This window comes from Ureibacillus thermosphaericus, assembly GCF_012396605.1.
GTDB classification, from domain to species: Bacteria; Bacillota; Bacilli; order Bacillales_A; family Planococcaceae; genus Ureibacillus; species Ureibacillus thermosphaericus.
The window spans coordinates 83476-100075 of sequence record NZ_JAAXPW010000001.1 but is presented as its reverse complement, the minus strand read 5'-3'; the positions used below and the strand labels follow the sequence as shown (position 1 = coordinate 100075).

The window sequence follows — 16600 nt, the reverse complement described above, 5'->3', positions numbered from 1 at the left end:
TTTCATTGGAGTTGTATATTCAAACTAAAAGACCTTTCCGGTATATTCAATCATTCGATTTTCCTTTGTCACGATAATTTTTGTGACACTTGCTCCTTCAATTTCAAAGTCCCATATATGTTGAATTGGTAATCGTAAAATCGATAATATTAGGGCGCGAATGGCTACACCATGGGATACAACAAGAATTTTCCCCGAGCTCAATTTTCTTGCACAAAATTGAACAAACTCGTCCATTCGTTGAATAACTTGTTGGAAACTTTCCCCGGTATCAGGGGTGTATCGTTCTGGATAACAGCAATATTCCTCGTATCTTTCTGCATCATCATTTTGAATTTCTGCAATCCGCTTTCCTTGCCAACTACCTAAATGAATTTCTTGCAATCTAGCATCTTTTTCAATCGTTAAATAATGACCTACTAATATTTCGGCAGTGTCATAGGCTCTTTTTGAAGGACTAGAAAAAGCCGCATCAAATGAAATGTCTTGAAGTTGCCCTTTTAAACGCATGACTTGCTCAATGCCCATTTTCGTTAAATTTGAATCGAGCCACCCTTGCAGCCGCCCTTCTTTATTCCATTCTGTTTCTCCATGGCGCACGATATAAAGTTCTAATTTATTTTCCATACCATTCATCCATAACTTGCTGAAATTTTTCGATTGCTTTTTCGCTTTTAATTCCAATTCGAAGCCATTTGCCATCCATACCAACAAAATTTTCTGTATGTCTTAAGACAACTCCATTACGAAGGCAATAAAAATAAAAATCTCTTGTTTTTTGCGATTCTTTCAATTGAAAGCATAAAAAGTTCGCAACGCTTTTCGTTATGATGCATTGTTGTTTGTGCAAATAGTTTTCTAGATTTCTTTTTAATGATTGGTGATTTTCAATGCTTTCTTTTCGAAATTTATCATCTTCTAAACACAATCTGCCGATTTCGATTGCCAAAGCATTTACGTGCCAATGAGGAAGCTTTTCTCTCAACTGATTGATAACATTTTCGCTTGAAACTAAATATCCTAATCGAATGCCAGCAATACCGTACATTTTCGTCATCGATCTCATAACCGAAAGATTAGAATATTGTTTTATTAGGGAGATAACAGATTCAGATTCATCGGTCCAATCCATAAAGGCCTCATCAACTAACAGCTCACAACCTACTTCTCTTCCGTAAATCAAGAGTTCTTCAATTATATCCTTTGAAATAAGGGAACCCGTTGGATTATTCGGATTACATAAGTAGAGGCAAGAAGCATCATGCATGCTCTTTTTGATTTGATTCATTGGAAGTTTGTATGTCGTAATTTCATGAGCCACATATTCAATGATTTTGGCTCCTTGCGCTTCCAACGTCGATTTATATTCAGAAAAGGTTGGATGAACGATGATTACTTGTCGATTAGTAAATCTTCCAGCAAAAAAGGTTAATAATTCTGCCGCGCCGTTTCCAATGATAAGGTTTTCTCGTTGAACATTTAGTTTCTTTGCTAGCATTGTTCTTAACGGTTCTGCTTCTGGATGCGGATAGGTGGAAATATGGTGAATGAATTGGGGCCAAGCATCTTTCACTTTCTGAGGAAAGCCAAATGCATTCACATTTTCACTTAAATCATATACTTTTTCAGGAATTGGAATCTGAAAACGTTGATAAAGTGTTTTGTAATTAGCCCCATGCGACGGTAATTGCAACGACGCCACCTCCCATGATAATCGTAAATAGTGCTGAAACGATAAACATATGGCGAATTGCTTCTTTAATATGGTTTACCTCTAACGGCACATCCGCTTTTCCCATATAAGCTCTAAAGGATTGTACACCTTGGTAAGAGTTGTAGCCTCCTAGTCTAATTCCAAGTTGATAGCTGGTAGCAGCTTCTAAATAACCGCTATTAGGACTAGGATGTTTTTTTGCATCTATCCTCCATAAACGAATCCGTTCAGTTAACGAGCGATGGGTTTTATTTTTCGTGAACAATAAAATAATCAAACCTGTTAATCGACTTGGAATAAAGTTAGCCACGTCATCCAACTTTGCACTAAATTTTCCAAACTCAATATATTTTTCATTTTTATAACCAATCATGGAATCTAACGTGTTAATTGCTTTATAAGCCCATAATCCAGTTGCTCCAAAAAGACAAGCGTAAAATAGTGGTGCTGTTACCCCATCACTTGTATTTTCAGAGACTGTTTCTACAACACCGCGCACAATTTCCGATTCCTCTAAATGTTCGGTATCGCGCCCCACAATCCACGATAGTTTTTTTCTAGCTTCATTTAAATCTCCTGCAATTAACGCATTATATACTTCCATTGCTGCTTCTTTTAAACTTTTTTGGGCTAGTCCAATCCCAATCAATACCCCTTCAATGAGTATGCCTACTATTACATGAATTTTATAAGCTAAATACACTATAAGAAAAGTTGTAATAGCTACAACAGATACAACGAGAATACCGGTAATCATTCCTTTAAGAAAGCGGTAAGATCCTTTATTGAAACGATAGGTAAGGAATCTGATGAATGAACCGATCCACCGAACAGGGTGTGGAAATTTTGGAGGGTCACCGATAAAAGCATCTAGCAATTGTCCAACAATCACTGCAACAATCGTCATGTTTTCGATATTCCTTTCGTATAAGCAATATATTCATCAACGGCCATTGTTAACGTTTCATATAAGGCTTTTCCAACAAACGAACCAAGTTTTGTAATGGACCCTCCATATTCATGAAATTCCCCTTTTTGAGTGGAGGCAATGCAAACGCTATCAGTAGAAGTACCTGTCGCAATCGTGCCGGAATTGGAATCGATAATGTTTCGTTCCGCGAGCACTTTTGTTTTCACTTCAATAGCGCAACATAATGCTTGAATTAATGCCTCATCCGTTAAATAACCGTTTATGAAAATAAAGATATTGATTGTGCCATTTGCTGGTTTATAAGAATATGCATGAGATTTTGTAACATCCACCGCATTACTCAATCCAGCAGTAACAAGTAAAACGATGGAAGTTTCACCCTCCTCGTAAAAACGTGAAAATGCAAATTTCATATCGACAGCCGTCATCATCGCTACGGTTTTATCAAGTGGAAAGCCTTTGGATAGAAGAAATTGTTTCATTTCCTCATGGGCATCCTGAGGAAAGTAGGATTTATCAACAGTACGATTAATAAAATATTGATAATGACCATAACCAGGATTGTGCATAGCTGAACTAAACGTGCGCATGGGTTCATTCGCTTCAATTGCAATAAATTCTCCATAATTTTTGATACATTCAAGTGTTATCATTCTATTCCCTCTTTTTGACTACTCTATTAAGTAAGTTAACACAAATCGAAGTTTAAGTGAACAAACAATACAGCAGGTTAAGAAAACTTATGACTGATTGTTCAGGTGTTTCCTACTAATTGCAAGTAACCTGCTAACGTAGTAGATTTTTCAATAAAACGAAAAAAAGCAGCTCTTAATGAACTGCTTTAAATAGACTTTAATTTTTGAACTGCGCTGCAAACCGCATATTTTACATGCTCGTATGTTAAGCCACCCTGTACATATGCAGTATACGGCGGTCGTATTGGACCATCTGCTGTTAGTTCAATACTTGAACCTTGAACGAAAGTGCCTGCCGCCATGATGACATCATCTTCGTATCCAGGCATGTATGACGGAACAGGTGCATAATGGGCATTAATTGGAGAGGCTGCTTGGATTTCTTGACAAAAGGCAATCATCTGCTCCGAAGTTTGGAACGATACGGATTGTATTAAATCCGTGCGGTATTCCGTATAATGAGGAGTTGTCTTCATTCCAACTTCCTCTAATATGGCAGATGTAAAGATTGCTCCTTTCAAACTTTGCGCCACAATATGAGGTGCTAAGAAAAAGCCTTGATAAAAATCGATTAGTGTATTTAAAGATGCGCCAGCTTCTCCACCAATGCCAGGGCTCGTCATACGATAAGCGCATTTCTCAACTAAATCAGCTCTACCAGCAATGTATCCACCTGTTTTGGCAAGTCCTCCTCCTGGATTTTTGATAAGTGAACCTGCCATTAAATCAGCCCCAACTTCTGTCGGCTCTAATCTTTCTACAAACTCACCGTAGCAATTGTCAACAAAGATTACGACGTCTTGTTTGATTTCTCTTATTTTTTCACACATTTCACGTATTTGATCAATTGTAAAGGAAGGTCTGATTGCATAACCTTTTGAGCGCTGGATTGCAACCATTTTCGTCTTTTCATTGATGGCTTGTCGAACACCTTCCCAATCAATTTCACGATCATTAATTAAATCAATATGTCGATACTGAATATCGAAATCTTTTAAAGAACCTGTATCTTTTTCACCACCATCAACAATCGATTGGAGGGTATCGTAAGGTTTCCCTGTGATATAGATTAATTCATCTCCAGGTCGTAGCACACCAAATAAACTTAACGTAATCGCATGAGTTCCAGAGATAATTTGACTTCGAACAAGGGCACTTTCTGCACCGAACACTTCCGCATAAACTCGTTCTAAATTATCTCGTCCCTCATCATCATATCCATACCCTGTTGATGGATTAAGATGAAAATCGCTTACTTGATGTTTACGAAAAGCAGCTAATACCTTTTGTTGATTGAAAAAAGCTGTTTCATCCACTCTTTCATGGTAAGGCTTTACTTTTACTTCGATTTTTTTTGCAAGTTCTACAATTTCAGGTTTTAAGTTAGATACGAACATTTGTGATACTCCTGTCTTTTTTGCTTTTGAAGGAATTTCTTTTATTTTTATCCTTTACCATCTTATCAGTTCGTTGAAAGGAGTCAACTGTATTGCTGGAAATAGACAACCTAAACACTTGAATTTATTTAAATACTTTCGCCTTTTCCTCAAATACATGCTGCACTGGACAAAATTCCTGGAGTTATCAACTCGCTCAATAAAAAAGGGGAGTCCTCTCAAGAACTCCACCGAATAATTCATTATTTAAACTCTAATTCTCCATCGTAGGCTTCCATGCCGCCTTCTAAATTTGTCACATTATACCCATTTGATTCTAAAAATTGGCAAGCATTAGCACTGCGAACACCCGAACGGCATACAATAATATATTCTTTTGTAGGATCTAATTCCTTCATGCGTTCAGGGATAGATCCTAAAGGAATATGAACAGCACCTGGAATCATTCCGTTTGCCACTTCAAAATCTTCGCGTACATCAATAATATTTAAATCCTCATTGGCATCTAATAAATTAATTAATTCTTCCGTTGTCATTGTTTTCATACTTTAAACCTCCAAACTTTCATCTGCCAAATATTATAATCCACAAAATAAAAATCGGCGAGTAGAATACTGCCGATTTTCCCAGGATTACTCCTCTGACTGAAGAGAAATTGATTTAGATGGTGAAAATGTTGAAATGGCATGTTTATAAATTAAATGTTGTTTACCTTCCGATTCAATTAACACCGTAAAGTTATCATAAGACTTAACAGTTCCTTTTAATTGGAAACCATTTAATAAAAAGACAGTTACAAATGTATTGCTTTTACGCAAATTGTTTAAGAAAGCATCTTGTAAATTCATTGATTTCACACCGCACACCTCATCTATTTTTTTCTCTAGTGTAAATTATTCGATGCAAATGGATTATTTTCCTTCTTTATTATAAAAAAATTTAGACATTTTTATTATGTTTTCCCAATCATTTCCTATCCATTGCACATCCATTTTGTTTCGAAAATACGTTAGCTGCCTTTTTGCATATCGACGGGAATTTTGCTTAATTTGTTCCACCGCTTCTTCCAAGGAAATATGGCCATCAAAATAGTCATATAACTCTTTATAACCAATTGCCTTAATGGATTGTACGTCTCGAATATTTTTCTCCCATAAGCGTTTGACTTCCTCAAGCAACCCTTGTTCCATCATTAAATCGACCCGTTTGTTAATTCTTCTATACAATTCTTCCCGGTCGATATTCATACCAATAATTAAATGGTTGTACAATGGAACATTACCTCGATTCAGTTCCTCCGATTGTTTAGAAACTCCGTGCAGTTCAATTAATTCCAATGCCCGAATGACGCGGCGTGTGTTGTTCGGATGAATTGTTTTGGCCGTTTCCGGATCTAGTGCTGCAAGTTTCTCATGCATTGCTTTTGGCCCCACTAATGCGAGTTCCTCGTAATATTTCTTGCGCGCTTCTTCGTCCACTTTTTCTTCAGTAAATTGAAAATCGTATAATACAGCCTGAATATATAAACCTGTTCCGCCAACGATAATTGGCAGTTTTCTCCTACTTTGAATTTCCTCTATTTTTTCTCTTACTAATCGTTGGTATTCCGCTACGGAAAAGCTTTCAGTCGGTTCTTTAAAGCTTAATAGATAATGAGGGATGCCTTCCATTTCTTCTTCTCGGATTTTTGCAGTCCCAATATCAAGACCTTTATAAACTTGCATTGAATCGCCGTTAATGATTTCACCTTCAAAAGCTTTCGCCATTTTGATGCTCAATGCCGTTTTTCCAGAAGCGGTAGGGCCAACGATTGCTACTACATCAATTTGTTTTTCCATTTTTTAACCACCGTAATAGGACTTGATATACTACTTCTTTATTTTGTTCATTTAATATTTCATGTCGCATGCCTTCAAACAAATAAACCGCAACATGCTGAAGGCCTGCATCTGTTAATTCTTTTGCGACTTTAAACACCCCTTTACCATTGTTCCCAACCGGATCTACACTGCCGCTAACTAAAAGAACAGGCAAGTCTTTTCGTATTTTTTTATTTTCATCTTTTTGATGAATTAACAGCAGCCCTTCTGTTAAATCTTTAAAAAATTGATGGGTTGGGATGAATCCGCAATAAGGATCTTCCAAATAATTTTCCACTTCTTTTATATTACTGCTTAACCAATCAAATGGGGTTTTAGCGTTTTCAAATTGTTTGTTGAAGCTTGTGAAAGTTAATTCATTCATCCATTTACTTTCCATCTCTTTTCCTTGATAACGAGCAAGAAATTTGGCAAGGACATTCCCAACATAATGTAAAGCTGTTGTTGAGCCCGTTCCACATAAAATACTTTGATGGATGAGACTTGAATGAAGTTGAATAAATCGGCGGGCAATAAAGGAACCCATGCTGTGGCCAAATAAAATACACTCAAGCTCATCATTCATCGTTTCATTCATGACTTCATACACATCTTGCACAACTCGCTCAAAACCATCTTCGTCACAAAAATAGCCAAACTTTCCGCTCGCTTCACCCGTTTTCCCGTGCCCTCGGTGGTCATGTACAACCACTCGATATCCATTCTGACACAGTATACGGGCAAATTCATCGTAGCGATCTCCATGTTCTCCCATGCCGTGAAGAATATAAAAGTTTCCGATTGGCTGTTCTTGTTCATAAATTCTTGTGTAGATTTGTACTCCGTCACTCATAGTGATCCATCGTGCATTTTTCACCGCCATCACCCTTCGCATCTTGAATAAATTGATTTAACTGCATGGAATAAAATAACTTTTCATTTTCAGAATAGCCAAGCCTTTTACTCATTATTTCAATGACCACATCTTTTGTTCGTTCCACGAGTGCAAGATCAAAATACATGAGGCCTGTTCTGCGGATGAAAAAATCAGCTGGTGTGTATGCCATTTCATAATAAATGCTATAAAGCAACTGAGCAAACAACGTTTTTGGAAGTTTATCAGTCGGTTCTTGTGATTCTAGTAAAGCAAATACCCGTTCGACATTCCTTCCATACATGCGGACAAGCATCTTTGCTTCTTCGAAAGGGAGTCCAACCTTTGCCCCTTCCATTGCCTTGTGATTTACAAATGCCTCAAAATTGTTAGAGTGAAGACCCTCAGCACCAGAAAGCGATAAAGTTTTTGTTTTGCATTTTGTCGCATGACGAAAACGATGTTTCTTCACGATTTTATCAACAATTTGTTCCGCCATTAGACGATACCCAGTGAGCTTTCCCCCTGCGATAGTCATTAATCCGCTTTTTGAAGTCCAAATTTCATCTTTTCTTGAAATCTCAGACGGATTCTCTTCTTTTTCAAAAATGAGAGGCCGAATACCAGCCCAGGTAGACTCTACATCTTTTTTATCTAAAGATAGGGATGGAAATACGGAACGCAGAGCATTCAACAAATATTCCACTTCTTCTTTTGTTGCAACCGGATGAACAAGGTCTTCATGATAAAACGTATCTGTTGTTCCGACGTATATTTTTTGATTTCTCGGGATGGCAAACACCATTCGACCATCTTCTGTATCGAAATATATCGCCTGCTCTAAAGGAAGTGCGGACTTGTCTATTACAATATGAATTCCCTTTGTTAATTTTAATACCTTTCCTTTTTTATTATGTTGAACATCTTTAGATAAAAGTTCATCTACCCAAGGCCCTGTAGCATTGACAATTTGGGTGGCATGGATTGTTATTCTTTTCCCAGTTATTTCATCACGTACTTTTGCTGCAACAATTCGATTTTTCTCATAAACAAATTCCGTTACTCTTGCGTAATTTAAGCAAATCGTTTTATATTCTACCGCTTTCTTAATTGCCTCGATGGTCAGTCTTGCATCGTCTGTTTTATACTCCACGTAATAACCAGCTCCGCGCAAGCCGTCCTTCTTCAAAAACGGTATGAGTTGAAGTGTCTCTTTCTTTGAAAGCATTTTTCGTCGTTCTGATTTGCGTACTTGTGCTAATGAATCATAGATTTTTAAGCCAATGGATGTGGATAGTTTCCCTAAAGAACCATTTTTGTAAATAGGAAGTAGCATTTTTTCAGGAGTTGTAACATGGATGCTATTTCTATAAACAATTTCTCTTTCTCTCCCTACTTCCGCTACAAGAGCAAACTCCAATTGTTTTAAATAGCGAAGTCCTCCGTGAATCAGCTTCGTTGAACGGCTGGAAGTGCCTGCTGCAAAATCTTGCATATCCACTAACGCCACGGAAAGACCTCTTGATGCAGCATCCAACGCAATACCTGCACCAGTAATTCCACCGCCAATAACCAACACATCAAACGAATAGTTATTTAACAGTTGCAACATGTTGGAACGATTTTGAAATGAAAACATCCGCACACTCCTTTATTAAGCTTTTGCTACTTCCTTTTACATAACCCGTTTAAACATTTTTTCAATTTCATAAGTGGAGAAATGAATCATCACCGGACGTCCATGAGGGCAAGTAAACGGATTTTCCGCTTTACGCAGGTCGTTAATAAGCGCCACCATTTGTTCTTTCGTTAAATAATAGTTCGCTTTAATGGAACGTTTACAGCTCATCATGATGGCTGCTTCTTCTCTTAGTTTTTTTACATCCGTTTTTCGAGTTTTTAATACTTGTTCAATTAATTCTTCGATGATTTCTTGTTCAAAACCTTTTGGGAACCAAGTTGGATGTTCACGAACAACAAAAGAAGATGAACCAAACTCTTCGAGAAATACCCCTACTTCTTCTAACGCTTGTCGATTTTCTTTTAAGATAAATGCCTCATCCTGGCTGTAGTGGAACGTTAACGGAAGCAATAATGCTTGCCGCTCATTCGGATCCACTTCCCCCACCTTTTCTTTAAAATATTCATATTTTATTCGTTCTTGTGCAGCGTGTTGATCGATTAAATAAAAGCCATCTTCCATTTGTGCAACGATATAAGTTCCGTGAATTTGCCCAACCACTTCTAGCTCCGGAAATGGTTCTGTATGTTTAGCGACGATGGGCTCTTCAACAACTGCCTCAGCCTTTTCCATAGTTGTTTCATCACCCTCATCTGTTTCCTGATGGCTAGTTGTATTCTCCCATTGGTTCACTAATTCTGTTGGGGGTGACTCTATTTCTATTTCATCCATTGCAGGACTTTCATTTATAACAGCCGATTCATCGGCTAGACGTTCGACAATTGTCTTGATTTTTGATTCATTAATCGTAGGTTGTTTCCAAATATTCATTTGCTCAGAAATTGGTCGAGTGATTTTCTCTTTTTTTTGAGCTAATGGGACATTCATACGTTCACGAATCGCATGGCGAATCGTTTGTTCAATCAACGGCAGCAACTCTTCTTCTTTACTTAAACGAATTTGTAATTTCGTAGGATGCACATTGACATCAGTCAAATATGGATCGCCTTCGATGTACAATGCAACGATTGGAAAGCGTTCGATCGGCAAAAAAGTGTGATAAGCATCAACGATTGATTTTTGGACTAAGTAATGTTTCACCCATCGTCCATTGACGAAAATGGAGATATAGTTTTTAGACGCGCGTGTAATTTCAGGCAAAGAAGCATATCCGTGAATGGAATAGTCTCTATTTTCTCCACTGAAAGCTATCATCTTTTTTGCATTTTGCATTCCGTAAATCGCTGCAAGTACTTGTTGCACATTTCCACGACCATTTGTTTGAAGGAGTGTTCCTCCATTATGAACAAGCTTAAATGCGATATTTGGATACGCAAGGGCTAAACGATTCATTAGATCGATGGAGTGCCCGAGTTCTGTTTGAATCGTTTTTAAATACTTTAGCCGAGCTGGAGTATTAAAAAATAGTTGGGACACGGTAATTTCTGTCCCTTTTCTTAGTGGCCCCGGCTTTTTCGATACAATATTTCCACCTTCAAGTTCTAATTCAATTCCCGATTCCCCGTCAGAAGTTTTTAATTGAAGTTTCGAAACAGCAGCGATAGATGCAAGAGCTTCCCCCCGGAATCCAAGGGTGCGGATGCGAAATAAATCTTGCTCTTTCGAGATTTTGGATGTCGCATGGCGATAAAAACATAACATCGCATCAGTCTCATCCATGCCGCTTCCATTATCAATGACTTGAATAGAGGTTAAACCCGCTTCCTCAAGAAAAACTTCAATGGATGAACTTCCTGCATCAATGGCATTTTCAACAAGTTCTTTCACAACCGATGAAGGTCTTTCAACAACTTCCCCCGCTGCTATTTTGTTGGACAGCCATTCATCCATCAATTGAATCTTACCCATGCGTATCCCTCCTTATTGTTTTAGTGATTGTTGCAATTCGTACAAAAGATTCATTGCTTCCATCGGTGTCATCGATACGATATTTACTTTTTCTAATCGTTTTAAAACTTCTTGCTCATGAGATTTCAGCGATTTCTTTTCTTGTTTAGGCTCTACATCTTCTTCAAACAATGATAGTTGATGAACCTCTTCCTCAATTTGAGGGGCTGAGTTGTCTATTTGTTGTGATTCAAATTCCTCAAGCAAAATTCTTGCCCTTTCAATAATCTTCTCCGGCATATTTGCTAGTTTCGCCACATGAACACCGTAACTTTTATCTGCTGCTCCTTTTTTCACTTTATGCAAGAACACCACATTGCCATTTTTCTCAACCGCACTCACATGAACATTTTGAAGTCGTTCAAGTACCTCTTCTAAAGCAGTTAGTTCATGATAATGTGTGGAAAATAGCGTATTTGCACCGATGTGATCGTGGATATATTCCATCATGGCTTGAGCAAGGGCCATCCCATCATATGTTGATGTACCTCGTCCAATTTCATCAAATAATAACAAACTTTTTTCCGTTGCATTCGTAATGGCATGCTGACTTTCCAGCATTTCCACCATGAAAGTGGATTGGCCAGAAGCTAAGTCGTCAGCGGCTCCTATGCGGGTAAAAATTTGATCGGTAATCGGTAATTCAGCTTCATCACATGGTACATAACACCCCATTTGCGCCATTATGACAATCAACGCTACTTGACGCATATATGTACTTTTCCCAGACATATTCGGTCCGGTAATCAGCATCATATTTTTTTCTTCTGTTAACACACAATCATTTGGTACATAGCCTTGTTTATTTAACATTTTTTCAACAACTGGGTGTCTTCCGCCAATGATTTTTAAACCTTTTCCTTCATGGAAAGTCGGCTTAGTAAATTGATATTTTTCTGATACAACTGCAAAGCTTAAGTACACATCCAATTCGCTAATAATTGAAGCGAGTTGTTGTACACGGGGAATATATGCTTTTAACTGTTCTCTTAATTCAACGAATAGTTCGTACTCAAGAGCTAAGCTTTGTTCTTCTGCATTCAAGATTTGTGTCTCTTTTTCTTTTAATTCTTCCGTAATAAAGCGCTCTGCATTGGCTAGTGTTTGTTTTCGATGATAGCGAGATAAATCTACATTCGATAAGTTCGATTTTGTTACTTCAATGTAGTAACCAAAAATTCGGTTAAAGCCAATTTTTAAATTTTTGATGCCTGTTAGCTCCCGTTCTTTTTGCTCAAGCTGAGCAATCCAATCCTTCCCGTTTCGGGCAATATAGCGCAATTCATCTAGTTTTTGATTGTAGCCTTCTCGGATCACATCCCCCTCTTTAATGGCAACTGGCGGATGATCCGTAATAGCTCTTGAAAGTAATTGCTCAATATCCTCACAAGCGTCCATTTTACTCGCAAGGTTTATTAACGTTTCTTTATTGCTTTCGAGAAGTTTTTCTTTAATGGTTGGGACTTGTCTTAATGATTCACGAAGTTGCGCTAAATCTCGACCACCTACATTGCCAAATGCAACTCGTCCTGAAAGGCGCTCCAAATCATAGACGCTTTTTAGCAGTTCCCTTAATTCATCACGCAAGAAAAATTCATCCAGTAAATCGGTCACGGTGTTTAGTCTTTCTTCTATTTGTGCTCGGTTCGCGAGAGGTTGGTGGAGCCATTGTTTTAACTTTCTTCCGCCCATTGCCGTTACCGTCTCGTCTAAAAGCCAAAGCAAAGTTCCCTTTTGATCCTTTCCACGAATGGATTGCAGGAGTTCTAAGTTGCGTTTTGAATTGGCATCGATTTGTAAATATTGTTTCGTTTCGGTATATGTAAAAGGTTGAATGTGAGATAAGGAGCGCATTTGAGTACGTTCAATATATTGAAGTAAATATTTAGCCACACCGAAACACTTTTTCGGGAGATGGAGTAAATAGTTGTTAGCTTTTTCATCGTGCATCTCTTCATTTTCAATAGATAAAACAATGCCGAGATTTGCCGCTTGTTCTTGTAAGAGAATTTTTAATTCATCTGTCACTACAAGTTCTCGAATATTATAGGCTTGTAATTGTTGAAAAAGCCCCTTTACGCCGCCTTCAATGATGAAAGACTTCGCTTCCCCAGTGGAAACATCCAAATAGGCAAATGCAAATTCATGATCACTAATTCGCTCAGCACATCCGATGAAAATGTTTGATTTATTGTCAATTGTTTTTCCTTCAATCATCGTACCTGGTGTAATGAGTTGAATGACTTCACGCTTCACTACACCTTTTGCTTGTTTTGGGTCTTCCACTTGTTCGCAAATGGCTACTTTATAACCCTTTGATACTAATGTTTCAATATAGCTTTGGGCGGAGTGATATGGTACACCGCACATCGGTACTCGTTCATCTCCACCCGCATCACGTCCTGTTAAAGTGATTTCAAGTATTTGAGACGCTTTCAATGCATCTTCAAAAAACAATTCGTAAAAGTCACCTAATCTAAAAAAGAGAAAAGCATCTTCGTAATCTGCTTTAATGGATAAATATTGTTGCATCATTGGTGTATATGTAGTCATGTTATTACCTCACTTAAAATTCTCTAAGCTATTATAACATGACGAAAATTATAGCGATAACCAAGAAAACATGCTTTTTAATATTAGGAGCACCATCTTATTATTCTATTGATGGTGCTCTCAATGGAGATTATTGAAATGAAGAGGAGTCTTCACTGCTGCTTGATTTTTTATAATCGAAATCTGAAGAACTTGAAGAGGAAGAGGAGCTTGATGATTCATCATCATCGTCATCAAAATTCCATTCTTCTTCAAATTCAATTGGATGAACTGATACTACCACTTTTGTTTCACCGATTACTTCCACTAAGAATTCGCGTTCAATCACAATGTTGAAGCTATCGCCTTGTTGGTTGATCACTGCTTCAATGCAGTTTGGTTGTTGTAATACTTTTACATGGACTTCATTTGAATCGATGATTTCTTCATCGCGATAATGTAATTTTATTCTGTCTTTATAAGGAATTGTTTCTGTATAAACAGCAGTTTTTGAATGGTTATGATATGCATACCACACATTCACATCAAATTTACCAGAAACTTCTACATATTTACCCACTTTTTTCGCAGAATAGTGGTGGTTGATTACCCAACAACCTAATATGCTTGTTGGCGTGTTAGGTGGACGCATCACTTCACTGGATTCCGTACGTTTTTTCCCTTTCGCCACAACCGCTTTTGTCACGATTTGACGCAAACGTTTCAAACAATTTCCTCCTTTTCATCTAGTCGAACTATTGTATGCGGCGAATGCCTAATTGGTGAAATATGATCTTTGTTTTTAAAGAAATTTGTTAAATCCTGTCGATTAAAGCAATAATGAGTTGAACTAGTGCATTTGCCTAACAAACATATAGTATTAAGGGAGGTTAAGAAGTGTTCCAGTTTGCGTAAAAAATTCAAAAGAAAAAAGGCTACTGGAAAATCAAACATTCGATTTTCCTTGTAGCCTTTTATTAAGAGCAACTTCCAGGACTCGTATTTTGCACTTTTGATCCCGTTTCACCAGTAAGTAAATTGCCGCCAGTTGATTCAATAATATCGTTTGTAACAGTTGTCGCAATCGCGTTGGAAACTAATTGCAATAGTATATTAACTTCCATTTGAGATTGTTTAAACTGCTGAACAACTGGTAATTCATCGATTTCTTTTTCTATTTCCTCGATTTTTTTCTCAACAAGTTTCAGCGCTTTTTCTTTCCCTAAATGTTGGAAGTTTACAGCTTGTTTTTGAAGGGATTTTAAACTTGCAATTTTTTCACGCACAAATTGATTTTCATTAATTTGAGCTTCTGCTTTTTTGAAAAATTCTACTTCTTCAGTTTGGGCAATCATGTGAGCGATTTCTTTCGCTTTTTCAACAATTTCATCTTTTGTATATAATTTAGTCGCCATTAGATTTCCACCTCTTGTCGTTTTACCACTTCTACAAATTCACCGCGAAGAGAGTAAGAACTTGCTTTCGTGATTTTCACTTTTACTAACTGACCAATTAATTCTTTCGGGCCAACAAAGTTTACTAATTTATTTCTTCTTGTATAACCAGCTAATACATCACTGCGTTTTTTACTTTCGCCTTCAACTAACACTTCAACAATTTGATTTTCATATTTTTTCAATGCAGCTTTTGAGAATTCTTCTACAACGGCATTGAGGCGGTATAAGCGATCTTTTTTCACTTCCATTGGAACGTTGTCTTTCATTTTTGCAGCTGGCGTACCTTCACGTGGAGAATAAATGTAAGTAAATGCTGATTCAAATCCAACTTCACGATATAAATCAAGCGTTTCTTGGAATTGTTCTTCCGTTTCGTTCGGATATCCAACGATGATGTCAGTTGTCAACGCCACATTCGGAATAGCTGCTTTAATTTTTCGAACAAGTTCTAAGAATTGTTCTCTCGTATATTTACGAGCCATAATTTTTAAGATTTCATTTGAACCAGATTGAACTGGCAAGTGAATGTGTTCAACTAAGTTTCCACCTTTTGCTAACACTTCAATCAAGTGATCGTCAAAATCGCGAGGGTGGCTCGTTGTGAAACGAATGCGTGGAATATCAATTTTACGCAGCTCATCCATTAAATCGCCAAGTCGATAGTTGATATCTGTGAAATCTTTACCGTAAGCATTTACGTTTTGTCCAAGAAGCATAATTTCTTTGTATCCTTGAGCTGCAAGTTCTCTTACTTCTTGAATGATTTCTTCCGGTCTGCGGCTGCGCTCTTTTCCTCGAGTATAAGGAACGATACAGTATGTGCAGAATTTATCACATCCGTACATGATGTTTACCCAAGCTTTAATAGAGCCTTGTCGAGCTTTTGGAAGGTTTTCGATTACGTCCCCTTCTTTTGACCAAACTTCAACGACCATTTCTTTAGACATGTACGCTTCTTTTAAGATATATGGTAAACGGTGTATGTTATGCGTACCAAATACCATGTCAACATGTTGGTATTTCGTTAAAATTTTATTTACAACCGATTCTTCTTGGGACATACATCCGCACACCCCAAGCAACATATCAGGATTTTCTCGTTTGTATTTTGCAAGAAGGCCTAGTTCACCAAATACTTTATTCTCTGCATTTTCACGGATGGCACATGTATTTAAAAGTACGACATTTGCATCTTCTACTGAATCAGTAGGTTCATATCCTAGTTGCATGAAAATGCCGGCCATTACTTCTGAATCGTGTTCATTCATTTGACAACCGTATGTGCGAATATAGAATTTACGGCCGTCTCCCATTCCTCGAAACTCTTCAGGAATTTTAAAATCTTTATGATATTTCACTTCTTCTTTTCCGCGTTTTTTCGCTTCTTTTAAAGAAGGAGCAGTGATTACTCGTTCAAAATATTTGCTATAATCTTTTTCTGTTTTTTGAGGTTTTGGCTGTGCTGCCTGACTATTTGCTAAACGTTGTTCTTCGTTCATTGATTATGAATGACTCCTTTCTATTGGATTCATAGAGGAATCCCATTTTTTAA

General features: G+C 37.4%; 15 protein-coding genes. All 15 read right to left on the bottom strand.

All coding sequences use genetic code 11. The features are described from left to right. Nucleotides 1-24: 24 nt before the first annotated feature. Entirely contained in the window at nt 25-627 is a 603-nt protein-coding gene (locus HF990_RS00500; protein ID WP_016836849.1) for a histidine phosphatase family protein, read from the bottom strand. Further along, the gene (locus HF990_RS00495; protein WP_016836848.1) at nt 617-1693 is read right to left on the bottom strand and encodes a pyridoxal phosphate-dependent aminotransferase; all 1077 of its coding nucleotides are present in this window, start codon (nt 1691-1693) and stop codon (nt 617-619) included. Before HF990_RS00495 ends, HF990_RS00500 begins: the two co-directional genes overlap by 11 nt. Next, nucleotides 1668-2621: an adenosylcobinamide-phosphate synthase CbiB gene (gene cbiB, locus HF990_RS00490; RefSeq protein ID WP_016836847.1), complete on the bottom strand. Its 954-nt coding sequence runs from the start codon at nt 2619-2621 to the stop codon at nt 1668-1670. The genes HF990_RS00495 and cbiB overlap by 26 nt, the downstream gene beginning before the upstream one ends. After that, nucleotides 2618-3298, bottom strand: a complete 681-nt coding sequence (locus HF990_RS00485) for an adenosylcobinamide amidohydrolase (RefSeq protein ID WP_016836846.1) — start codon at nt 3296-3298, stop codon at nt 2618-2620. Before HF990_RS00485 ends, cbiB begins: the two co-directional genes overlap by 4 nt. A gap of 188 nt (nt 3299-3486) precedes the next feature. Then, on the bottom strand, nt 3487-4737 hold the full coding sequence (locus tag HF990_RS00480) for a methionine gamma-lyase family protein (RefSeq protein ID WP_016836845.1): 1251 nt from the start codon (nt 4735-4737) through the stop codon (nt 3487-3489). Nucleotides 4738-4979: 242 nt separating this feature from the next. Beyond that, entirely contained in the window at nt 4980-5282 is a 303-nt protein-coding gene (locus HF990_RS00475; RefSeq protein ID WP_016836844.1) for a rhodanese-like domain-containing protein, read from the bottom strand. Nucleotides 5283-5369: 87 nt separating this feature from the next. Continuing rightward, a complete protein-coding gene (gene hfq / locus HF990_RS00470) occupies nt 5370-5594 on the bottom strand; it encodes an RNA chaperone Hfq (RefSeq protein WP_016836843.1) in 225 nt (74 codons plus the stop codon). Between the two features lie 54 nt (nt 5595-5648). Continuing rightward, nucleotides 5649-6575, bottom strand: coding sequence for a tRNA (adenosine(37)-N6)-dimethylallyltransferase MiaA (miaA, locus tag HF990_RS00465; protein WP_016836842.1), 927 nt, complete (start codon nt 6573-6575; stop codon nt 5649-5651). Next, nucleotides 6559-7449 (bottom strand): alpha/beta fold hydrolase, encoded by an 891-nt coding sequence (locus HF990_RS00460; protein WP_083839493.1) that lies wholly within the window; start codon nt 7447-7449, stop codon nt 6559-6561. Before HF990_RS00460 ends, miaA begins: the two co-directional genes overlap by 17 nt. Further along, entirely contained in the window at nt 7442-9109 is a 1668-nt protein-coding gene (locus HF990_RS00455; RefSeq protein ID WP_168411726.1) for a glycerol-3-phosphate dehydrogenase/oxidase, read from the bottom strand. The genes HF990_RS00460 and HF990_RS00455 overlap by 8 nt, the downstream gene beginning before the upstream one ends. A gap of 36 nt (nt 9110-9145) precedes the next feature. Beyond that, nucleotides 9146-11020: a DNA mismatch repair endonuclease MutL gene (mutL, locus tag HF990_RS00450; RefSeq protein ID WP_016836839.1), complete on the bottom strand. Its 1875-nt coding sequence runs from the start codon at nt 11018-11020 to the stop codon at nt 9146-9148. A gap of 12 nt (nt 11021-11032) precedes the next feature. Continuing rightward, nucleotides 11033-13612, bottom strand: coding sequence for a DNA mismatch repair protein MutS (gene mutS, locus HF990_RS00445; RefSeq protein WP_168411725.1), 2580 nt, complete (start codon nt 13610-13612; stop codon nt 11033-11035). 130 nt (nt 13613-13742) lie between these two features. Next, complete coding sequence (cotE, locus tag HF990_RS00440; protein WP_016836837.1) at nt 13743-14318, bottom strand: outer spore coat protein CotE; 576 nt, start codon at nt 14316-14318, stop codon at nt 13743-13745. Nucleotides 14319-14568: 250 nt separating this feature from the next. After that, a complete protein-coding gene (locus HF990_RS00435; protein WP_016836836.1) occupies nt 14569-15006 on the bottom strand; it encodes a RicAFT regulatory complex protein RicA family protein in 438 nt (145 codons plus the stop codon). Beyond that, nucleotides 15006-16547, bottom strand: coding sequence for a tRNA (N6-isopentenyl adenosine(37)-C2)-methylthiotransferase MiaB (gene miaB / locus HF990_RS00430; protein WP_016836835.1), 1542 nt, complete (start codon nt 16545-16547; stop codon nt 15006-15008). The genes HF990_RS00435 and miaB overlap by 1 nt, the downstream gene beginning before the upstream one ends. Nucleotides 16548-16600 lie beyond the last annotated feature (53 nt).